The organism is Komagataeibacter xylinus NBRC 15237 (assembly GCF_001571345.1).
GTDB classification, from domain to species: Bacteria; Pseudomonadota; Alphaproteobacteria; order Acetobacterales; family Acetobacteraceae; genus Komagataeibacter; species Komagataeibacter xylinus.
Window position 1 is genome coordinate 136,151 of sequence record NZ_BCTP01000002.1, and the last position, 19,982, is coordinate 156,132.

Sequence of the window (19,982 nt, forward strand, 5' to 3'; positions counted from 1 at the left end):
CCTGATTCTACCAGATTGGGGGGCACGCCCACAAAGGGCCGCACCCGGTTGCAGGCGCGACAAAGCCAATCCCGCCCGCGCCTGTCAAGGTCATAGCTGCGTGGCCCCGGCATGCGGGGCCATGCTCACACGTATTCGGGGAAGAGGTCGCACAGCCCGTCCGCCGTGGCGGGGCAGCGCCCACGCTCGGTAATCAGGCCGGTGACGAGGCGCGCGGGGGTCACGTCAAAGGCCGGGTTGGCGGCCTTGCTGCCATCGGGCACAAGCTGCACGCCTGTCACGCGGCCTTCCGCGTCACGGCCCTGAATATGGGTGACTTCGCGGCCATTACGCTCCTCGATGGGGATTTCGTTGACCCCATCACTGATGGTCCAGTCGATGGTGGTCGATGGCAGCGCCACCCAGAAGGGCACGTTATTGTCACGCGCCGCCAGCGCCTTGAGGTAGGTGCCGATCTTGTTGGCCACATCACCCGTGCGGGTCACGCGGTCGGTGCCCACGATCACGAGGTCCACCTGGCCATGCTGCATCAGGTGGCCGCCGGCGTTATCGGCAATGACCGTGTGCTTCACGCCATGGCGGCCAAGCTCCCACGCGGTGAGCGAGGCGCCCTGGTTGCGCGGGCGGGTTTCATCCACCCACACATGCACGTCAATGCCGCGGTCGTGCGCCATGTAGATGGGCGCAAGGGCGGTGCCCCAGTCCACGGTTGCAATCCAGCCCGCGTTGCAGTGGGTGAGGATATTGACCGGGCCGGGGCGACGGGCGGCGATCTCCTCGATCAGTTCCAGCCCCTGCCGGCCGATGGCCTCGTTCTGGATCACGTCTTCATCACAGATGCGCCCGGCCTCGTCATAGGCGGCGGCCACGCGGTCGGCCTGGGGCGTGGTGCGCAGGCGGGTGAGCATGCGCCTGATGGCCCAGGCCAGGTTGACCGCCGTGGGGCGCGTAGCGGCAAGCAATGCCGCGTCACGCTCCATGGCTTCATCGCCGCTGTCATGGCGCAGCGCCAGCGCCAGCCCGTAGGCGGCCACGGCGCCAATCAGCGGCGCGCCACGCACCTGCATGGTGCGGATGGCATGGGCCACCTGATCGCGCTCGGTCAGGCGCAGGATATCAAGCGACCAGGGCAGACGGGTCTGGTCAAAGATATGAACCGACCAGCCATCATCCACATCCACCCAGACACTGCGATACGGGACGTTATCAATTTTCATATAAGATTTGCCGCCATCCAAAAACCGGAACACATAAAAGGGCGTGTAGGGAAGCATCCGACCGGACCGTGTTCAAGGCCCTACTGCATGAATACTTTGAATAAAGCTGCAGTTGCGGTTTTTCCGCCATAAGGCAGCGTAACCCATTCCTGCATGGGCACGATCATACAGGCAGTCAGCCCGCAGGGCTAGCCGCCGGGCCAAAGCCTGCAAAAAAGAACATCCCGCCATGCAGGCCGCATGGCGGGATGATTGTAGCACGGTATTCAGCGCAAGGCCGGTTCAGCCCTGCGGGCCGTCCGTCAGCGGCAGGCGCGTGAGGATCGTGGTCAGGCGCTGGGCGAAGCCTGTGGGGTCCTTCGGGCTTTCGCCGTCCTGAATCCGGGCCATGTCCATCAGCGTCAGCGCAATGTCCTGCACCGGGTCGCCATTCTTCACGCGGGTGGCAAGGTCGGCGATCAGCGGATGGGCCGGGTTGACCTGCAGCACCGGCGCCGTGTCGGGCACCTGCTGGCCGCTGCGCTTCATCAGCCGGATCATCTGCAGGTCCGGCCCGGATTCGGGGGCGGCCAGCACCACGGCGCTGTTGACGAGGCGGTTGGTGCCCTTCACGTCGGACACCGCATCGCCCAGCGCTTCCTTCAGCGCGGGGATCACGACTTCCAGCGCGTCCTTTTCAGCCTGCGTTTCCTCCGGTGCGCCGAACTTTTCAAGATCGGTGTGGAACTGGCTGATATTGCGGATGGGCACGTCCTTGTACACGCCCAGGCGCTCGGGCCAGAACGAGTCCACCGGGTCGGACAGCAGCAGTACCTCGATGCCGCGCGCGCGGAAGCCCTCGAGCTGCGGCGAGGAGGGCAGCATTTCCGTGCGGTCGCCGGTCAGGTAGTAAATGGCCTCCTGCTCGGGCTTCTTGCGCTCAAGGTAGGCATCGAGCGTGGTCCAGCCTTCCTGCGTGCTGGAGCGGAAACGGGCGATGGCCGCGAGTTCCGTGCGGTGGGTCGCGTCGTCCCAGATGCCTTCCTTGAAGGTGGGGCCAAAATTGTCCCAGAACGTCTCGAAATCCGCCTCGTCCTTGCTGCGGGTCTTGAGTTCCGAGATCACGCGGTTGGTCACCGCCTTGCGGATGCGGGCGAGCACCGGCGTGGCCTGCAGCATCTCGCGCGAGACATTGAGCGGCAGGTCCTCGGTATCGACCACGCCGGTCACGAACCGCAGCCACGGCGGCAGCAGCCCGGCATCATCGGTAATGAACATGCGGCGCACATGCAGGCGGATCTGGCTCTCGCGCACCGGCTCGGCGAACTCGAAGGGCTTGCTGCCGGGAATGAACAGCAGGGCCGAGAACTCCATCGTGCCTTCGGCATGCCAGTGCAGCGTGGCCCAGGGCGTGTCGAAGTTGTGGCTCACATGACGATAGAACTCGTTGAGCTGCTCTTCATCAATCTCGCCACGCGGCTTGCGCCACAGGGCGGTGCCCTTGTTGGCCGAGGTTTCCTCGCCATCATCCTTGACGATGGTGATCGGCCACGAAATGTGGTCGGCCCATTTGCGCACGATGGTTTCAAGCTGCCACGAATCGAGGAAGTCGTTCGCGTCTTCCTTGATGTGCAGGATGATGTCGGTGCCCGCCTTCTCCCGCGTGGCGGGGCTGATGGTGTAGTTGCCCTTGCCGGTGGAGGACCAGCACCAGGCCTCGTCACTGCCTGCGCGGCGCGAGATCACGTCCACTTTGTCCGCCACCATGAAGGCGGCATAGAAGCCCACGCCGAACTGGCCGATCAGGCTTGGCTTGTCCTCGGGTTTGGCGTTTGCCAGTTCCTCGCCAAAGGCACGGGTGCCGGAGCGGGCGATGGTGCCGAGGTTGCGGGCGAGGTCTTCCTTGCTCATGCCCGCGCCATCATCGCTGATGGTCAGCAGGCGGGCGTCCTTGTCGGGGTTGATGCGGATCCTGGCATCTTCGGGCAGGGCGCGCGCGCCATCGGTCAGGGCTTCGAAACGGCGCTTGTCGGTGGCATCCGCCGCGTTGGCGACGAGTTCGCGCAGGAAGATTTCACGCTCGGAATAGAGCGCATGCACCACAAGGTCGAGCAGGCGGCCGACCTCGGCGCTGAATTCATGCTGTTCGCCCGTGGCTTCGGGCGGGGTCGTAGTGGTCTGTTCCGTCATGGCTTATCCAGTCTGTCTGTTGCTCTGCATCAGGTTACAATTTGTATTGGATATGGAAATCCCGGTCGGTTTTTCAATGCCCTGCCTGCGGGTTGCGTGAACACTGCCCGGGCGGGGATCTGGTGTTCACTGGCCCTGCCAGACGCTGCCTTTTTGAAAAAAGCGGCACCCAAAACCTTTTACTAATTTATCAAGTCATTGTTTTTTATGGTTTTAGTCAAAATCCGTGGGTAGGTCGAAGTTGGCGGCGTGTTCGAACATGCGGGTCAGTTGATGGGGCAGCACGCGGCCAAGCGAGAGGTCGGTGGGCAGGTGGTCTGCAGCAAACCAGCCAATCTCCGATGTTTCGATACTGGTCTCGGCACTGCCCCCGGTCAGTTCGCAGATGAAATAGAGCGTGCAGCATGAAAACGGTCCCGGCGGGTGGCCCTGCCGGTCGCGGTCCCACACGGCGGCAAGCTTGGTCACACGCACCATAAACCCGCTTTCCTCGCGCACTTCCTTCACCGTGTTTTCCACCGGGGTCAGGTTCACATCCGCCCAGCCGCCCGGCAGGGTCCAGCGGTCATGGTCCAGCACTTCGCGCACCAGCAGCATGCGGCCCTGCGCGTCGAACACGGCGGCGCGCACCACCAGCTTGGGCGTGGCATAGCCGTCCTGATCGCTGAACAGGTCCAGCACGCGCTGCATGTCGGCCTGACTGCCCGCGGCCATCATGTCGGCTGCGATCTGCCTTATGCTTTCATAGCGTTCGCGGTCGAACGGGCTTTCGGCATAGGCCAGGCCACTCTGGGCCAACGCCTGCAGGTCACGGGCCCAGATGAGCCATTGCGGGGTTGTCATGCGCTTTCTCCTTGTGGCGACCAACCGGGCGGGGCCAGTTCAAACTGGCTGAAAACAAAGGCAGGCGCCACCTGGCAGCCCATCAGGCTCCAGGCCCCCTCGCTTTTGGCCGCCTGCCATGCTCCCGGGGGCACCACCGCCTGCAGCACCTGCCCCCGCGTGGGCAGCGGGCCAAGCACGATCTGCACGATCGGCGCGCCCTGCCCTGCCGCAATCTCAAGCACAAGCGGGCTGCCACCCTGCCAGCACCAGATCTCGGCCGCATCAACACGGTGCCAGTGCGAACGCTCGCCTGCCGCCAGCAGAAAGTTGATGGTCGAGACCGCGCCACGCGGGCCATCGGCCGGGGTGTCGCGCCATATCTCGCGGTAGCTGCCGCCTTCGGGGTGTGGGTGCAGGCCCAGTGCTTGCCGCACGGTCTCGGCAGGCGTGTTAGGGTCTCGCAAATCTGTCATGGGGTGTGGCTCCGGTCAGGGTCGCATGCTCCGACGTAGCCCTCCTGCCGCCGGGCTGCAAACGGCAGGGAAATAAAGAATGAAAGTTCTCGGGTACCGCCTTTTTTCAAAAAGGCAGTGTTCTTCGAAGCTTTTTGAAAAAAGCTTCACCAAAACCTTCCTTGTGATTCCTGGATGTTTGCCGAGCTGGCTTTTCAATCAGTCTCTTAAGGGCGGGCTGGCCCTCTTTCCTGCCCTTCTGGCGCAAAAACGAGAGTCTGGTCGGTATAGGTTTCCACCACCTCGCTAAAGGGGCGCCCCTGTCCGTCGCGCAGCACCGCGCGCTGGCGCACGATCTCGGCCGGGGCCACGATCATTGCCCCCACGGCCCCTCCCGGCCACGGCGACCATAGCCGCGCAAACTCCAGCCGCTCGCGGGTAAAATGCAGGGGGGCGACCACATGGCCGAAGGATGTGTCCGTCCCCTCCAGCGTGGCGTTCATCTGCGGGGTCAGCAGGGCGGGCACGTACCAGTTATCCGCAACCGAAAGCACATACGGGCCGCAGGCCAGCCGCACCTGCCGGTGCTGCACGGGTTGCGTGGCACTCACGCCCAGATCGGCCCGGACCCGCGCGGGCACCGGGTCCGGTTGCGGCAGGGCAGCCTTCTGCGCCACCACCACGGGGCGCACTGCCATATGGTGGGTTGCACACCAGTCCTCCAGCGCCAGCGTGGCGCTGGGGTGGGTGAGCAGGGTTATTTCCAGTTCCTGCACGCTCATCATCAGGCGTGCGCGGTGATCTGGTGTATCGGACCATGAGAGACTGGCCGCCAGCACCGGGCTGGCAAAAAGCAGGCCAGCCCCCATGATCGCCCCTCCAGTCAGCCCCCTGCCCCTCATGTGGCGGCTCAGGGCGCCATGGTCCGGCCATGCAGGTGCATGGTGGCCTGCTGGCTGTCATCAGTGGCGCATGACGCAAGCCACACGCGGAAGGTGCCTGACGGCACGCTCCACCGGTCGTGTTTGCCATCGAAATGCGCCAGCAGGCGCGGATCAAGCTGCACCGAAACCTCGCGGCTCTCGCCCGGCGCCAGGCTGATGCGCTGCCAGCCTGCCAGGCGGCGCGCGCCACCATCGGGCAGGCCGACATAGACCTGCGGCACATCCACGCCCGGGCGCGTGCCGGTATTGTGCACGTTGAACGTGGCGGTCACCTGCCCGTGGCGTTCGGCCACCTTCAGCCCGTCGGTGCTGAACGTGGTGTAGGTCAGGCCGTAACCGAACGGGTAAAGCGGCTTGAGATGGTTGCGGTCGAACCAGCGGTAACCGACATCGCTGCCTTCGTCATAAACCAGTTCCTGATCGGTGTGGAACTGCATCTCGAACACGTTATCCGCCGTAACGCCTGCAATATCGGGGTGGGCCAGTTGCGATTCCGCCTGCGGGAAGGTCATGGTCAGGTGGCCCGAGGGCGCAACCTTGCCAAACAGCAGCCGCGCAATGGCCGGACCACCGCCAGAACCGGGGAACCATGCCTCAAGCACGCCCGCAACACTGTTGTTCCACGGCATCAGCACCGGATCGCCGGTTTCCATCACCACCACCGTGCGCGGGTTGGCGGCGGCCACCGCCGTAATCAGCGCATCGGCATTGTCATCAAGGTGCATGCTCGGTGCGTCCATCCCCTCGAAGGTGAACTGCGTGGCATACACCACCACCACGTCGGCCGCCCGCGCCGCCCGCACCGCAGAGGCGATATTGGTGCCGGAATCATACGTGATCCGGGCATTCGGTGCCTCGGCCTTCATGGCCCTGAGCGGCGAGGACGGGAAATAGACCGGATCGCCTGGCCATTCCTTCTTGCCCGGCCCCTTCACGGCCTCGCCACCGATGGGCTCGACCTGGCTCGAGCCACCGCCCGAAATCACGCCCGCATCGGCATGGCCACCAATGACGGCAATGCGCGCGGTGGGCGAAAGCGGCAGGATGTTGCCCTGGTTGCGCAGCAGGACCGCGCCTTCCTCCTCGTCCTTCTGGGCCACGAGGGTATCGGTCACCACATCAAGCGGCTTTTGCTGCGGCGGCTGGTCCACCAGCCCAACGGCAAACAGCGAACGGACAATGCGCTGCGCCATGTCGTTGATGCGTGCTTCCGGCACGCGGCCCGCCTTCACATCGGCTGCAAGCAGGGCGCGGAAATAGGGTCGGGCATCGGTATGATCGCCCGCCGATTCCTGATCCAGCCCCGCCAGCGCCGCACGCGCTGAGGAATGCGTGCCCCCCCAGTCGGACATGACAAAGCCGGGATAATGCCAGTCCTGCTTCAGCGTGCTGGTCAGCAGGTAGGGGTTTTCACATGCATACAGGTCATTGACGCGGTTATACGAACACATGACCGCACCGGGATGGCCGGTTTCAAGCGCGATCTCGAAGCCGAGCAGGTCGCTCTCGCGCATGGCCGCGGGGTCGATATCGGCACTCATGGTCATGCGCGAGGTTTCGAGGTCGTTCATCGCATAATGCTTGAGCGTGGAGATCACATGCTGCGACTGCACGCCCGCAATGGTGCTGCCCACCATGCGCCCGGTCTGCAGCGGATCCTCGCCCGCATATTCAAAGTTGCGACCGCCGCGCGGGTCGCGCGTCAGGTCAGCGCCCCCGCCGAGCAGGACGTTGAAGCCGCTCTGCCACGCTTCGCGCCCGATCATGACACCGGCCTGCCGCGCCATGTCCATATCCCACGTGCTGGCCGTGGACTGACCGGACGGCAGCGAGACCGCCGCGCCATTCTTGCGGATATGCGCCGGGTTGCGCACGCCAAGCCCCGCATCCGAAATCTGCAGGTCAGGCAGGCCCGAACCCTTGGGCGCGCGCAGGTAAGCCGCCGAACCCAGGCCCCCCGGAGGCGCCACGCTGCCATTGAAGCCACCGCCATCAACGCTGAACAGCAGGGACATCTTGTCCTCAAGGCTCATGGTGGCGAGCAGTTGCCGCGCCCGGCTATCGGCCGGGTCGCCCCCACCATCATGCGCATGCCGCGCAAAAGCGGGCATCTGGGCCAGCGCCACGCCACACGTCACGGCGGATAACAGGAATATCTTGCGGGACAGTCTCATGTGGCTGGCTCCTCCTTCAGGGGCAGACAGGAACGGCACGACAGCCTGCCCCCGCCATTTTCTCAACCCGTTTGTGAAGCACCCTGCCCCCACGCCGCATGATCTAGCGCAAAAACAGGGCAAAGAGTGGAACCCAATATGCAAAAACCCTGCCTACAGGGCATGAACACGCCTGTAGGCAGGGTTTTGACGCAAATGGCGCGACTGACAGGAGAATCAGGTCGCGGCGCTGCGGGTGCGCATGTAAAGGATGACCGTCTGGGCCGGAACCGAGTTCAGGTCTTCCGCATCGATATCGCGCGTCACGACGTAATCACCAAATGCACCGGGCTGCGACGTGATCCAGCGGCCATAAAGCCCTTCCAGAACCGGGGCAAGCCACGTGCCGGCGGGCTCACCCGCGCTGCCCACCTGCGGCAGGTCTTCATGCACGATGCGCATGGCCTGTTCTTCCGCCAGCAGGTCCAGCTTCACGTAGCCCCAGTTGATCATGGCCAGCAGGGCGTTCAGCTCGATCTGGAGCTGGTGGATCGTGTTGCACAGCGGCGGCTGGAAACGACCAGCCATACCACGGCCGACCTCGCGCAACAGGTCATTGCGGACCTCGATCCCGGCCTGATCATCGATCTCCCAGGACAGGGCCTGCAGGAAAAGCGAAAAGTCCGGTTTTGCGTTCAAAGTTGTCATTACTGGTCCATAATAAGATAGTGTGCGGAAATCATGGCGCCGCTTTCAGTCCAGTTACCGGCCTTCTGATAGCGCCCCGACAGATCAAGACGAACATTGCGTGTAAAGCGATAGCCCACCCTAGCATTAAAGCCACCGGTAAGACCAGCAATACTATCCCCGGGATAATAGGAGCTGTTCACCGTTTCCTCCGACAGATATTCCGCCGGCGTGGCACTCGCCGAGTAATTCGAGGCTATGGTATTGGCGCCGGACTGCAGCAGGGATGACGTGGGGAAGAAGGGCGCCGAGTGTTCATGGAACACCTGGTAGCCCACGCTGCCCGTTACATCCCAGTCCAGCCGCTTGTGCTGGCCCGCATAGCGCACCGGCACGGTCGCCGCATAATAGGATTGCGGCGAGAAGTAGCCGCCCTGCCCGTAGGTGTAGAAATCCTCGTTCTTGGCATAACCGAAATAGGTCAGGCTCACGCCAATGCGCACCAGCATGTTGGCGTTGTGCCACACCAGCGTATTGGCGCCGATGCCGGCTTCACGCTCGCTGTTGCTCTGCACGTTCTTGCCGGTCTGGATCGCGTAGCCACCGCCACCATACAGGATGGTGTTGCCCAGCGTCGCCTCGACCTGGCCATGGAAGTGGTTGGTCACGACGCCACCCCATTCGCTGCCCCACTGCTTGGACAGTTCCTTGCCATAAAGCTGGCGGGCATAGCGGCCAAGCGCGCTGTTGTAATTCGTGTCACGCAGGCCGCCATAAGACAGCACGCTGTTGGTGATCGACCGGCGCTCGGCGCTGACACGGAACGTGACTGGCCCCACGCGTGGCGAGAACTCGACACCGCCCAGCACGTTGGTGATGGGGAAGCCAATGGGCGACGCGCCCACATCGGCCCGCACCCAGCTATTGCCAAACTGCACATCCGGCGCGAACCCGGCCTCGGCCGTGCCGGCGGCGATACGCTGCTGGTTCTTACCCGCGTTGGCATAGCTGTCGTACTGGTTATACCCCTGCACGAACATCATCGTGCCATAACGCGGCACATCATAGACGGACCCCGTGTTGAGGTTGCCCGACCAGATCATGGTTGGCGTGATCGAGAAGGTCAGGGCGGACGCACCGGCCTGCAGCGGCAGGCGGCCCACGATGGGAATGTTCGCTTCCGTCAGGCGGCCCATGCCATGCTCGCCCGAACGCGAACGGAACCCGAGCCCACCATCAATGGAGGGAGCAAGGTTTTCACGCAGCGTACGGATCTGGCCTGCAATGGATGAGAGCATCTGGTCCGACGTATCGGGCGATGCCGCCTCGGCGCTGTAGGAGCCACCGGTCACAGGCGCGCCGAGCTCCGTCTGGTGGCCGTAGCCACGCGAGCGGAACGGGTTGGTCGAGGGCGGGGCAAGCGCGTCTTCCTGCGCCGCACCCGCGCCAGACGCGGCCCGCGTGCCCTCAACCTGCTGCAGGCGCAGGTCATAGGCCCGGCGCAGATCCTCGATGGTGCGCTGCCCGTGGCCATCGGCCTGGTCGGCCACGGCCATGGCCAGCCAGGCTCGGGCATCCATCGGGCTTTCCTGCACGCCATCCATGGCGAGGCGGGTGGCAAGGCTGTTGTGGTCGCTGTTGACCGCCGCCTGCACCGCAGCCTGCCGCGCATCAAGATCCTGCGGGTTGTGACGCAGCACCGCAAGGTCGATCTCGAGCGCCTTGCCCGGCTTGCCGTGGCCATTATACAGCCGCGCGAGCGCCAGCTTGGGCGATGTCGCCTCGGGGTCGGCCTGCAGCGCGGGTGCCAGATGATCATAGGCCTGCGCCTGGTCGCCACGCTGGTTGAGCAGATCGGACTGCGCCACCGAGATACCCATGCGCAGTTGCTGCAGCGTCTGCACCTGCTCGGGCAGCAGCGCATTGCCCGCACCCGAACCCGTGCCATCCCCAAGCGGGGCCAGCAGCCGCGCGGCAGCCACCGGGTTGCTGATCTTCATGTATTCGGTGGCGTAGGACAGGCGCTGGTCGGGCGAGAGATCGATGGTGCGCGTCGAGGCGATGCGCAGCGCCATGCGGGCATGCACCATGTCGCCACGCTGGCGGAACAGGTCAGCCACCGCCACGCCACGCGCGCCGGTCGGATCAGGCTGGGAAAGGGCCTCGCGGATCAGCGGTACCGGGTTGGACACCATGGACAGGCGGCTGGCCAGATCCTGCTTGATTTCCATTTCCTCGGCGATGGACCGGATGGCAGGAGAATAATCCGCAGGCGACAGGCCGGTCAGAAGCTGGCGGGTCATCGCGTCATTGCCACTGCCGTAGGTATAAAGAATACCGGCCTGACGGTCCTGCGCGGTGACGGGATTGGCGAGGATGGGCTGCATCACGCGCCCGGCTTCGGCCACGTCGCCCTGCTGCTGCAGCGCATTGGCAAGGTTGATGCGAACCCACGGGTCACGCGGGGCCTGGGCCATCGCCTCGCGCAGGATGGAAACCTTGCGCGCCGAATCCGACGTCTGGGAGGCAGCCGCCATCAGGCCCGAAACCTCGATTTCGCCCACCTGGCTGGCATATTGCGGGCTGACACGCGACAGGAGCTGGCGTGCTTCCGCCGTGTTGCCCTGCGCCATGTCCACCCGGGCCAGCCCCATGAGGGCCAGCTGGTTGTTGGGCTCACGCGACAGGATACCACGATATTCCTGCTCCGCGGCGGCAATCTGGCCGGTCGAGCGCTGCAGGTCGGCCAGCATGAGGGTCGCGCCGGTATACTGGCCGGGCTGGCGGGCCAGCGTGGCAAGCTGCTGCTTGGCCTCGGTATACTGATGGGCGGCAATCAACTGGCGAACGGAAGCATACTCGCCGCTGACGGCCATGCCCGCAAGCGCCGGGCGCCAGCGATCGGCGGTCTTGGGGTCGGCGGCCATCGCTTCTTCAAAATAGCGGTGCGCCTCGGCGGTATCGCCCTGCCGCATGCTCACGAGCCCCATGCCACCAAGCGAATCAGCATCATGGGAATTGATCTGCAACGCCGACTGGAAAGACTGCTCGGCCGCGGCAAGACGGCCCGCATTAAGCTGCTGGTAACCGGCCTGGCGCGCAAGCCCGGCCTTGTCCGGCGGACCGCCGGGGGGGTGCAGCATATGCTCGCGCAGCGCGGTATCATTGGGGTGGGCGGAAAGCCACTGCTCCATGAGGGGCTGCGTGTCAGGATTGACCGGCAGCCAGCTCAGGGTCTGGCGGTAGGACTGGGTCGCCGCAGCGGCCTCGACCGGAGCCTGACTGCGGAAGGACTGCAGATCCTTGAGCCGGGTCAGGCCTTCCATGCGGGTCGAGGTATTATAGGTCAGGGTCTGGGCAAAGGCGAGCTGGGCGCGGTAATCCTGCGGGTTGGACGCAACGATTCCGGCAAGTCCGGCGCGGGCCTGGTCCCACTGGGCCGGCACGCCCGCCATGGTCTGGTAGTATTCCACCGCGAGCGAATGCGGCGGCTTGCCACCGTGGAACAGCTTCTGGTACCCCGCCACCGCCTGCGCGTTCTGGCCCGAACCCGCCAGCGAGCGGATCTGCGACAGGTCGCCTTGGGAAATGGCCCGCTCGCTGAGCAGGTCATTCAGGTTACCCGCCGCGGCACTGCCCGGCGCCACCTGCTGCAGGTGGCGCAGCGTATCGGCGGCGGCTTCGCGGTTGCCAACGGCCGTCTGGTATTCGCCCTGCACTTCCAGCACGTCAGGGGAATTGGGGGCGATGCGCTCCGCGTTCTGCAAGGCCTGGCGGGCATTGTCATACTGCTGCTGCTGAAGCCAGAAACGTGCCTGCTGCAACAGGATCTGCCGTGGTGCCGCAGCCGTGTTCGTGGCGGCGGTGGTCATGGCGGTGGAAGCCTGCTGCGCCCGCGCAACAGGAACCGCCACCAGCACCGTCATGCAACTGCTGGCCAGCAGGGCACCAGAAAGCGAAAGGACGTATCGCCTGTTCATGATCACGTTCCCTGCCTTTCTTCCTGCAACTCACGACGGCGGCGCAGAGCATGCTTGGCCAGGGCGCGCACCATGACAGCCACAATCAGAATGCACCCGAACAGGCCCACCACGATCACGCGGCTGGGGTGGTTGTGCATATACCAGTCAGGCTGGAGCCACAGCGGCACGGTGCCAACCGTATATAGCGGCGAACTCCGGTAGGATGTCAGATCATCGCCATGCGCCAGCACAAGGTCGCCCTGAATCTTGGCCTGGTTTTTGCGCTGCGCCAGGATCTGCACAAGATTGTTGAGCCCCTGCCCGTCACCCGAAAGCAGCGCGAGCACGGTCCGCCCGGATGCCAGGGGCGATTCCGCCTCGACCATCGCGGCCACACCACCGGTCAGCGTGCTCTCGACATCGGTCGGGGCCGTATTGCTGATGGCCGACATGGGATCCTGGAACAGGTTCCACACACCGCTCAGCGTCGTGCGCAGCCCCATGTGCAGCCGCCCGTCCGAAATCTGATAGGACGACTTGCTCAGCAGTTGCGAAACATCGCCGCTATTGGCCAGCGTGGACAGGACAATCAGGTTCCGGTCCGCCACATCATTTACATGGTCGCTCGAGACCACATCGACGCCGGACACCGGATACCATGTCGTCGCCCCCATGAAGCCCATGAGATCGAGATAGGCGCTGACGATCATGCCATTGGGGTGATCGGGCAGCACCACGGCCGAGCGCGACAGGTCGGCATAGGTCGTGAACGGATAGCCCGCACTGGCCATGAAGGCGAGATTGGGCATGCGCGTGATATGATAGGAGTTGGACAGGTCGATCGTCGAATCCGGATCAACACCCATATGGAACGTGCTCGGGCCAGGTTTGCAGCCCGGCTCGGCCATCGCCGCCATCTCGAAATAGAACAGAAGCTGGTTCTGGCCAAAGACCCGGTAGGTCGGGATGGGCATGGTGTGCTTCTGCACGCTGTCATTGCCACGGCCAAAGCCCACGCGCCGCAGGAGCTGGTCCAGCGTTGAATCCGGCTCACGCAGCGGATAGGCCTCAAGATAGGTATCGTTGATACCGACATTGAGCGACGAGCGCGACACATCGACAATCGGTCCCGGCGGCGCGCGGAAACGGACATTCAGCTTGTACGGCCGATCACGCCAGGTATACAGATCGGGCGAGACACGGAACGGCACCGAGAGCGCGCCGGGCGCGTATCCCTGAGCCTGCAGGGCGCTGTCTGGCACCAGTTCGCCAAGGCGGACCGGGCGATTGGTGGGAATGAAGGAAGGCGCGTCATTCGCCACGCGCGCCCCGACATCAATCGGCGCCACGTCCATGCGGTTGGCTGTCGGCAGGGCGCTCGAGCCAAAGCCGATGCCCTTGCTCGCGGTGATGACTTCATCACGGTCACGCCCCGTTACAAGCAGCACCGTGCCGTTGGGGTCGGATGGATTGGCCACTTCCATGAGCGTGGGGCCATTGACCGCCTGGCGCCCGAGGGCGGAAGGCAGTTCGTCAGCCACGCCAACGACAACGGCGTTGCCCGTTTGCGGAATGGTGGAGAAGACCGGGAAGGTGACGCCACGGAAATCGGTCTGCTGGCCGAACCACGATGCCAGGATGCCGGTCGCCTTCAGCACTTCGGGATCAAATGTCTGTGCGAGAACGAACGGAATGACGATCTTCTGCTTTACGTTCTTGTCGAAGAACGGCTGGGGCAGGCGCGACAGTTGACGACGCGGGGGAAGCGGTATGGTGGTGATCTGCAGCTCGGAATGTTCGGACACGCTGGCCCAGAGCAATCCGTTGCTGGGGTCCGTGCAGCCCTTCGAGCTTGAAGCGAAGCTGAAGTTCAGCCGGTTGCCCGTGATGAAGAAGATGGGGTTGATATCAAACGAGAGCGGCCCAAATGTAGGATGGGTAGGGTCCGGGCGTAGCGTGCCGATGAACTGCTCGTTCAGCGTGATCGTGACCGCGCTGGTATCAGGCTGGAGGCTGGGCGACATCGCGCCAGACACGACAAGCCGTGCCGACGTGACAAGCTGGTCGGCCGGAATGCCGAACTGCAGGCCCTGCAGCGTGGCGGCGCCCTGCATTTTCAGGGCACTCTGCGCGCCGAGTTCCTTGAGGGAGTATGTATGCACCGTTGCAACGTCAGACGCGGCAATGGCGTTCTCGGCGTTATCCACGACCGCATCAGCCGCACTGGCTGATGTGGCATCCGCCGCCGGGGCGGTTGTGGCGGGCTGGCCCGCGCCCGCCGCAGCGGGCGTGGCTGCCTGCGATGCCGCGGCGGGGAGAGGTGGCAGGTCCGATCCTGCTGGCTGCGGGGCTGGTGCCTTGGAGGCAACAGGCGCAGCCTGTGCCCCCGTTGCAAAGACCAGTAGCGCGATCAGGGACACCATTTTCATATCACGAGGCCGCACGGCTGATCTTTCCTTCCTGTGTCTGTCCACTCTGGATGGTTGTGGGCTCCCTGCGCTCAACCGGTGGTGCACGTGGTTTTTTTGTTGGACGACTATTGGCCATCATTTTGCCTTTTTTGCGGAACAGCGCCTTAATGCTGAGCAGCAGGCTCCACAGGCTGCGTAGCGGTCTGTCATCCTCATAATTATTCCATTGCAGCCAGGCATCGGCCCGCCCGAACACGAAGCGGACAATATCGCGTTCCGTATCAAGGTCATTATTGTCCCATGTGAACACGGCCTTGCCATTCTTGCAGCGCAGCATGGTGGCGGGAATATCGATCTCCTCGCCATCGAGCACGGCATGAATACGTGTCTTGACCGGCCCCGAGCCGATATCGGGCCAGGGCATATGCACGGCAACACCACCCATGGAAACATCCTGGGTCATGCCTGGTGTCGCATTATGGTAGGTATTGGGCTGCCCCGCGACCGGCGCTTCATAAACCGTTACCGGGATATGCGCATCGATACGATGGCTGTAACGGACCTGTTTGGTTTCACGCCCCACCGCAATGGCGGCCAGAAGGATGATGAGACTGATCGCGGCCCAGATGCAGTTCAGCGCGTAGGCGCGCATGGCGATGCCATCGAGCTGGCTGAAGTGGAAGATCAGTTCGAACAGGCCGATCAGCAGGCCAAGCGCCATGATGACGGCAAAGATGATGTTGGGGTAGGTCGCGCCAAGATCGAACTCTTCCTCCTCCAGCACGCCACCCTTTTCCGTCACGTTGAACTTGCCCTTGGAGGGGAACATCATGGTGATGATGGTCACGCGCACCAGGAACAGCGCCATGGTGGTTTCGTACACTTCACTCCAGAACGAGTAGCGCCAGCCCTTGTTTACCTTGGCGGCGGTCGCGATGGAGTGGAACATATGCGGAATGGCGTAGGCCAGAACGGCCAGCGGCGAGGCGGCGATGATGTTCTGGCCCGCGAACAGGAACGCCAGCGGCGAGGCGAGGAAGATGACGCGCGGAATGGCGAAGAAGAACGACGTCATAGCCGAGAGGTAGCACAGCCGCTGGCCAAGCTTCAGCCCCGACCCGAGCATCGGATTATCCACGCGGAAGATCTGGATCATGCCGCGCGCCCAGCGCATGCGCTGGCCGATATGGGTTGTCAGGCGCTCGGTAGCCAGGCCACTGGCCACAGGAATGCGCAAGTAGGCAGTGGACCAGCCACGGCGCTGCATGCGCAGGGCGGTATGGGCATCTTCCGTCACGGTTTCAACCGCGAAGCCGCCGATCGATTCAATCGCCTCACGGCGCAGGATGGCGCACGAGCCGCAGAAGAAGGTGGCATCCCAGAAGTCGTTACCATCCTGAATGACGCCGTAGAACAGGTTGCCTTCCGGCGGGGTGCGATACCCCACGGCGAGGTTACGCTGGAACGGATCGGGGGAGTAGAAGTGATGCGGCGTCTGCATCAGGGCAATCTTGCGGTCGGCGACCATCCAGCCCATCGCGATCTGCAGGAACGCGCGTGTCGGAATATGGTCACAATCCAGGATGAGGATGTAATCGCCGCTTGTCTGCTTAATGGCGTGGTTTAGGTTACCCGCCTTGGCGTGCGAACTGTCCACGCGCCCGATGTAAAGGGAACCACATTCCCTGGCAAACTGTTCGAATTCCGGGCGCACGCCATCATCAAGGATATAGACATTCACTTTATCGGGTGGCCAGTCGATACCCAGCGCGCCCAGCACGGTCAGGCGCACGATGCTCAGCTGTTCATCATAGGTCGGGATGAAGATATCGACGGTGGGCCAGTCATCAACATTGTCCGGCAGGGGGAGCGGCGTGCGATGAAGCGGCTGGATTGTCTGGAAATAGCTGAGAAACAGCATGTACAGGGCATACAGCTCGGCGATGAGCAGGGTCACACCCAGCCCGCCCTGAATCCATGTGTCGAAGTCCAGCGTTTCGGTCAGGCGCCATGTCAGGTAACGCAGGGAAACCAGCGCCGAGAGCACCTCGAGAAAGATCTGGGTACGCCGGCTCTTGCCCCGCCCGACAATGAAAAAGACGAGCACACACACAAGTGCCACAATCAGCTGCTCATTAATGGACAGCGTAACCGTGGTTGCGGCGATAAGTGCACAAAGCCCCAGCGCTCCAACTATATAGTTGGCCCCACGCAGTGACAGTATCTTGTTGGAAAAGCGGTCTAGCCTACTCTCCGCGGGTACTGGCGACTGAACCTCTGACATCAATAGCTCGTCCGATAATAAATACTGGTAAAACAGGTCGTTATATATTCAAAAGAAAACCGTCAGACGCATTCGGTCCGTCATGTCGTCTTTCGGCCCGCAGCGGATGCGGGGCGGGGAAAACCTTTCCCCTTCCTTCCTCTGGCATGCCGGGAGCAGGTCACCCCCGGCACGGTTTCAGGAGTCGCCGTTCGCGTCTTCACGCTTGCGCAACAGGGCATCGCGCAGGCTGGGCTTGGGCACCAACCGGTCCGTGGCCCGACCGCCAAGGGTCATGAACACTTCGGTCAGGGTCGGGGAATTGTCGGTCGGCACGGGACGCCCAGCCTGACTGTCATTCGGGGAAATCTTGTCAACTTTGGTCATTGTGGTCACCTTGGAAACAGGTTTTGAAACAGGCCGGGACACCGGTGTTGACTGAAACAGCCTTGCTGCGGGCGCCCGTTCGCTTCCGGCGCCGAAAAAGAAGCCTGGTCCTGTCAAACGCTGCCCACGCTGCTGCTGGGCCTTGGGCACGGGCGCCCAGTCCTCCACCGCAACAGGGGGCGTGGCTGACGCTGTCGTGCCAAAAGCCGGAGCCGCAGGACGCGGCGCCATGAAGGAAGACACCGCAGGCCTGGGCGGCACTGGCGGCACTACCGGCCGCTCCTGCCTTACGGGCTGGGGCGGCACTTCAGGGGCCGATGGCGTCACGGCTGCTGCCGACTGCGACGGCGCGGCCTGCACAACAGGGGCCGGAGCTGGCTGCGGCGCGGGCTCATATGCCGGAGTCGTTACGGCCTCGGCGTGAGCAGCCACATAGGTCTCGGGTGCCGCAGCAGGCGCGACATAGGGTTCTGGTGCGGCCTGTTCGGGCTCTGGCTGCGCGGCATAGGTATCATGCGCGGCAGGCGTGTACGTCGTTTCCGCGTAGTCATGCGTATGCGCTGCATCCTCGACGGGCGCAGCGGGCGCTGAATGGGTGGAATAGGTATCATCGTAAGACGAGGCCGAATGCGGCGCCATCTCTTCAGCGGCATGCTCGGTCGCTGCGGCCTGAACCGCGGTGGACTCGTCGTGCTGGCGCACCGGCTTGGGCGGACGCTTCTGCTTGAAAGCGCGATAGTGAAAACCTGCGCTGCTGACACCATAGCCATCTGTCAGCATGCGATCGACATCCTGCTGGTTGTCGATATTCACCGGCGCTTCCGCTTCCTTTTCAGGTGTGCTCACATTCCATCTCCCTGGTTCCGGGCGATATAGGCCAACATCGTCAACGCAGCCGAATAGTAATCGGGCGCATGGTCAAGCGTGGGCAGTTCGCCCGCCGATGCAAGGCCCGTGCATGATGCCACGGCCAGATAGCCCGGCGGCGCATTATAGGGCGAACGCGTGCCGTTGGTCAGGTCAATCCAGCCTGGCAGGGCGGACGCGCCATAATGGTTCCAGAACCGGCTGAAATCCGCCTGCATCTCCGGGGTCAGCATATGCGCCCAATACAGGTAGAGCGGCACGCGAATCGCATCATACGAGAAGCGCGGCGGCCAGCCCTTGGCAATGGAGAAGGCATTGGTGTGCAGGTTGATCGACAGCCAGTCCGGCGGGAGCTTCCACTCACCGAATCGCCCCTTGGCGATGATGAGCAGCCCGTCGCCCATCACCTTTGTCCACTTGGCGTCACCCGTCAGCGCGAAGGCCTGCATGAGCGAGGGCATGACGTAATAGGAGAGGTTGAGGGTGACCGCATCCTTGCTCATGAACCCGACCGCGCCGGGCAGCAGCACCGTGTAGGGGCCGACGGTCTTGGTCATCAGCTTCAGCACGTCGCCGTATATGGCCATAGCGTCCTGTATATAGTCAGCACGCTTCCAACGCTTGCCAGCCCAGGCAAGACCGAGGGCGATGAGCAGGTCGCCATCCGTTGCGTTATTCTTGTCGGCTACAGGCGGGTTATGCCCATCAAGGTAACGCCAGGAGAACAGGGCGTCATCCTTATGCTGCAGGTTGGTGCGCGCCCAGGCCCAGATCGCCTCGAACGCCGCCCGGTCGCCTGCCGCGGCGGAGAAGAGCATGCCGTAGCCCTGCCCCTCGCTGTGGGATTCGCCGCTATTGCCTGTATCGACAACGCGCCCGTCAGGATGAAAATACTTGTTGCGGAAAATGGTCCATTGCTGGGCGATCTGGGGGTTCATGCCAATGGCGTCATCGGCCCGGGCGCCAGAAATCATGGGAAAGCTGCCTGCCACTGCCATGGCGGACAGAAAGGAGCGGCGCCCCATTCCGGATACATGTTCTTGCAGCTTCATAAAATCCAACAGCATCTACCACCACACCTTCAAGAAGTCTGAACCCATGTCATTGCCTGGCTGAGCGCATGCCGCACCCTTGATATCCTGCCGTGCCATGACGCCTTAATCGGAAACTCCCCCATCCTGCAAGTCGAAGGCGACCATTCCGGGACAGACTTTATTACTGAAAAGGACCATAACGTCTCTTCCCCCAACGGCGAAACCGCCACCAGCGCCACAACCGGCTACAGGAGGGAAGAAGTTGCATTTTTGTCACGCAGGAGCAGACGCCCCGCCTGCAAAAACCGTTTGATAATTCCTAGAGAAATTAAAGATAAAGAAATATGGCAAATGATCGCCGTTCACTATGGTGCCATCTTTTGCAAAATGGAAAGACGGAAAATATTTTTAAATTTCAGACTCACTTGATCTGAATCAATGCTTTTTAACGCACGGGCGGCGGCAGTATATAAGATGCCTTTATTATATATTAATATAAAAAAAGTTGCCTTGCCATAGCACACTCGCACTCCCCGCAAAGATATTTGCCAAAATGCAGTACATACGAAAAACCCGCCTTGCGGCGGGTTTTCATGCATCGGTCTTTTATT

At 62.9% G+C, this 19,982-nt stretch carries 12 protein-coding genes; all 12 read right to left on the reverse strand.

The window, feature by feature from the left end; genetic code table 11:
* Positions 1 to 125: 125 nt before the first annotated feature.
* The 12 genes from mtnA to GXY01S_RS01550 all read right to left on the reverse strand — a co-directional run bounded on the left by mtnA (position 126) and on the right by GXY01S_RS01550 (position 19,311).
* A complete protein-coding gene (gene mtnA / locus GXY01S_RS01495; protein ID WP_061271654.1) occupies positions 126 to 1,217 on the reverse strand; it encodes an S-methyl-5-thioribose-1-phosphate isomerase in 1,092 nt (363 codons plus the stop codon).
* A gap of 282 nt (positions 1,218 to 1,499) precedes the next feature.
* On the reverse strand, positions 1,500 to 3,386 hold the full coding sequence (htpG, locus tag GXY01S_RS01500) for a molecular chaperone HtpG (protein WP_061271613.1): 1,887 nt from the start codon (positions 3,384 to 3,386) through the stop codon (positions 1,500 to 1,502).
* 213 nt (positions 3,387 to 3,599) lie between these two features.
* Positions 3,600 to 4,229, reverse strand: coding sequence for an NUDIX hydrolase (locus tag GXY01S_RS01505; RefSeq protein ID WP_061271614.1), 630 nt, complete (start codon positions 4,227 to 4,229; stop codon positions 3,600 to 3,602).
* Positions 4,226 to 4,684, reverse strand: a complete 459-nt coding sequence (locus tag GXY01S_RS01510) for a cupin domain-containing protein (RefSeq protein ID WP_061271615.1) — start codon at positions 4,682 to 4,684, stop codon at positions 4,226 to 4,228. The genes GXY01S_RS01505 and GXY01S_RS01510 overlap by 4 nt, the downstream gene beginning before the upstream one ends.
* 206 nt (positions 4,685 to 4,890) lie before the next feature.
* Positions 4,891 to 5,532 carry a hypothetical protein gene (locus tag GXY01S_RS01515; RefSeq protein WP_255210336.1) on the reverse strand — a complete coding sequence of 214 codons (642 nt, stop codon included), beginning with the start codon at positions 5,530 to 5,532 and terminating at the stop codon, positions 4,891 to 4,893.
* A gap of 41 nt (positions 5,533 to 5,573) precedes the next feature.
* Positions 5,574 to 7,781 carry a beta-glucosidase family protein gene (locus GXY01S_RS01520; RefSeq protein WP_061271617.1) on the reverse strand — a complete coding sequence of 736 codons (2,208 nt, stop codon included), beginning with the start codon at positions 7,779 to 7,781 and terminating at the stop codon, positions 5,574 to 5,576.
* Between the two features lie 216 nt (positions 7,782 to 7,997).
* Entirely contained in the window at positions 7,998 to 8,468 is a 471-nt protein-coding gene (gene bcsD / locus GXY01S_RS01525; protein WP_061271618.1) for a cellulose biosynthesis protein BcsD, read from the reverse strand.
* Entirely contained in the window at positions 8,468 to 12,427 is a 3,960-nt protein-coding gene (locus GXY01S_RS01530) for a cellulose synthase subunit BcsC-related outer membrane protein (protein ID WP_061271619.1), read from the reverse strand. The genes bcsD and GXY01S_RS01530 overlap by 1 nt, the downstream gene beginning before the upstream one ends.
* A 2-nt stretch (positions 12,428 to 12,429) precedes the next feature.
* Positions 12,430 to 14,853, reverse strand: a complete 2,424-nt coding sequence (locus GXY01S_RS01535) for a cellulose biosynthesis cyclic di-GMP-binding regulatory protein BcsB (protein WP_255210337.1) — start codon at positions 14,851 to 14,853, stop codon at positions 12,430 to 12,432.
* Positions 14,840 to 17,104, reverse strand: a complete 2,265-nt coding sequence (gene bcsA / locus GXY01S_RS01540; protein ID WP_061271621.1) for a UDP-forming cellulose synthase catalytic subunit — start codon at positions 17,102 to 17,104, stop codon at positions 14,840 to 14,842. Before bcsA ends, GXY01S_RS01535 begins: the two co-directional genes overlap by 14 nt.
* A 177-nt stretch (positions 17,105 to 17,281) precedes the next feature.
* Positions 17,282 to 18,316: a hypothetical protein gene (locus GXY01S_RS01545; protein ID WP_061271622.1), complete on the reverse strand. Its 1,035-nt coding sequence runs from the start codon at positions 18,314 to 18,316 to the stop codon at positions 17,282 to 17,284.
* Complete coding sequence (locus GXY01S_RS01550; RefSeq protein WP_242501224.1) at positions 18,313 to 19,311, reverse strand: glycosyl hydrolase family 8; 999 nt, start codon at positions 19,309 to 19,311, stop codon at positions 18,313 to 18,315. Before GXY01S_RS01550 ends, GXY01S_RS01545 begins: the two co-directional genes overlap by 4 nt.
* Between the last annotated feature and the right edge of the window lie 671 nt (positions 19,312 to 19,982).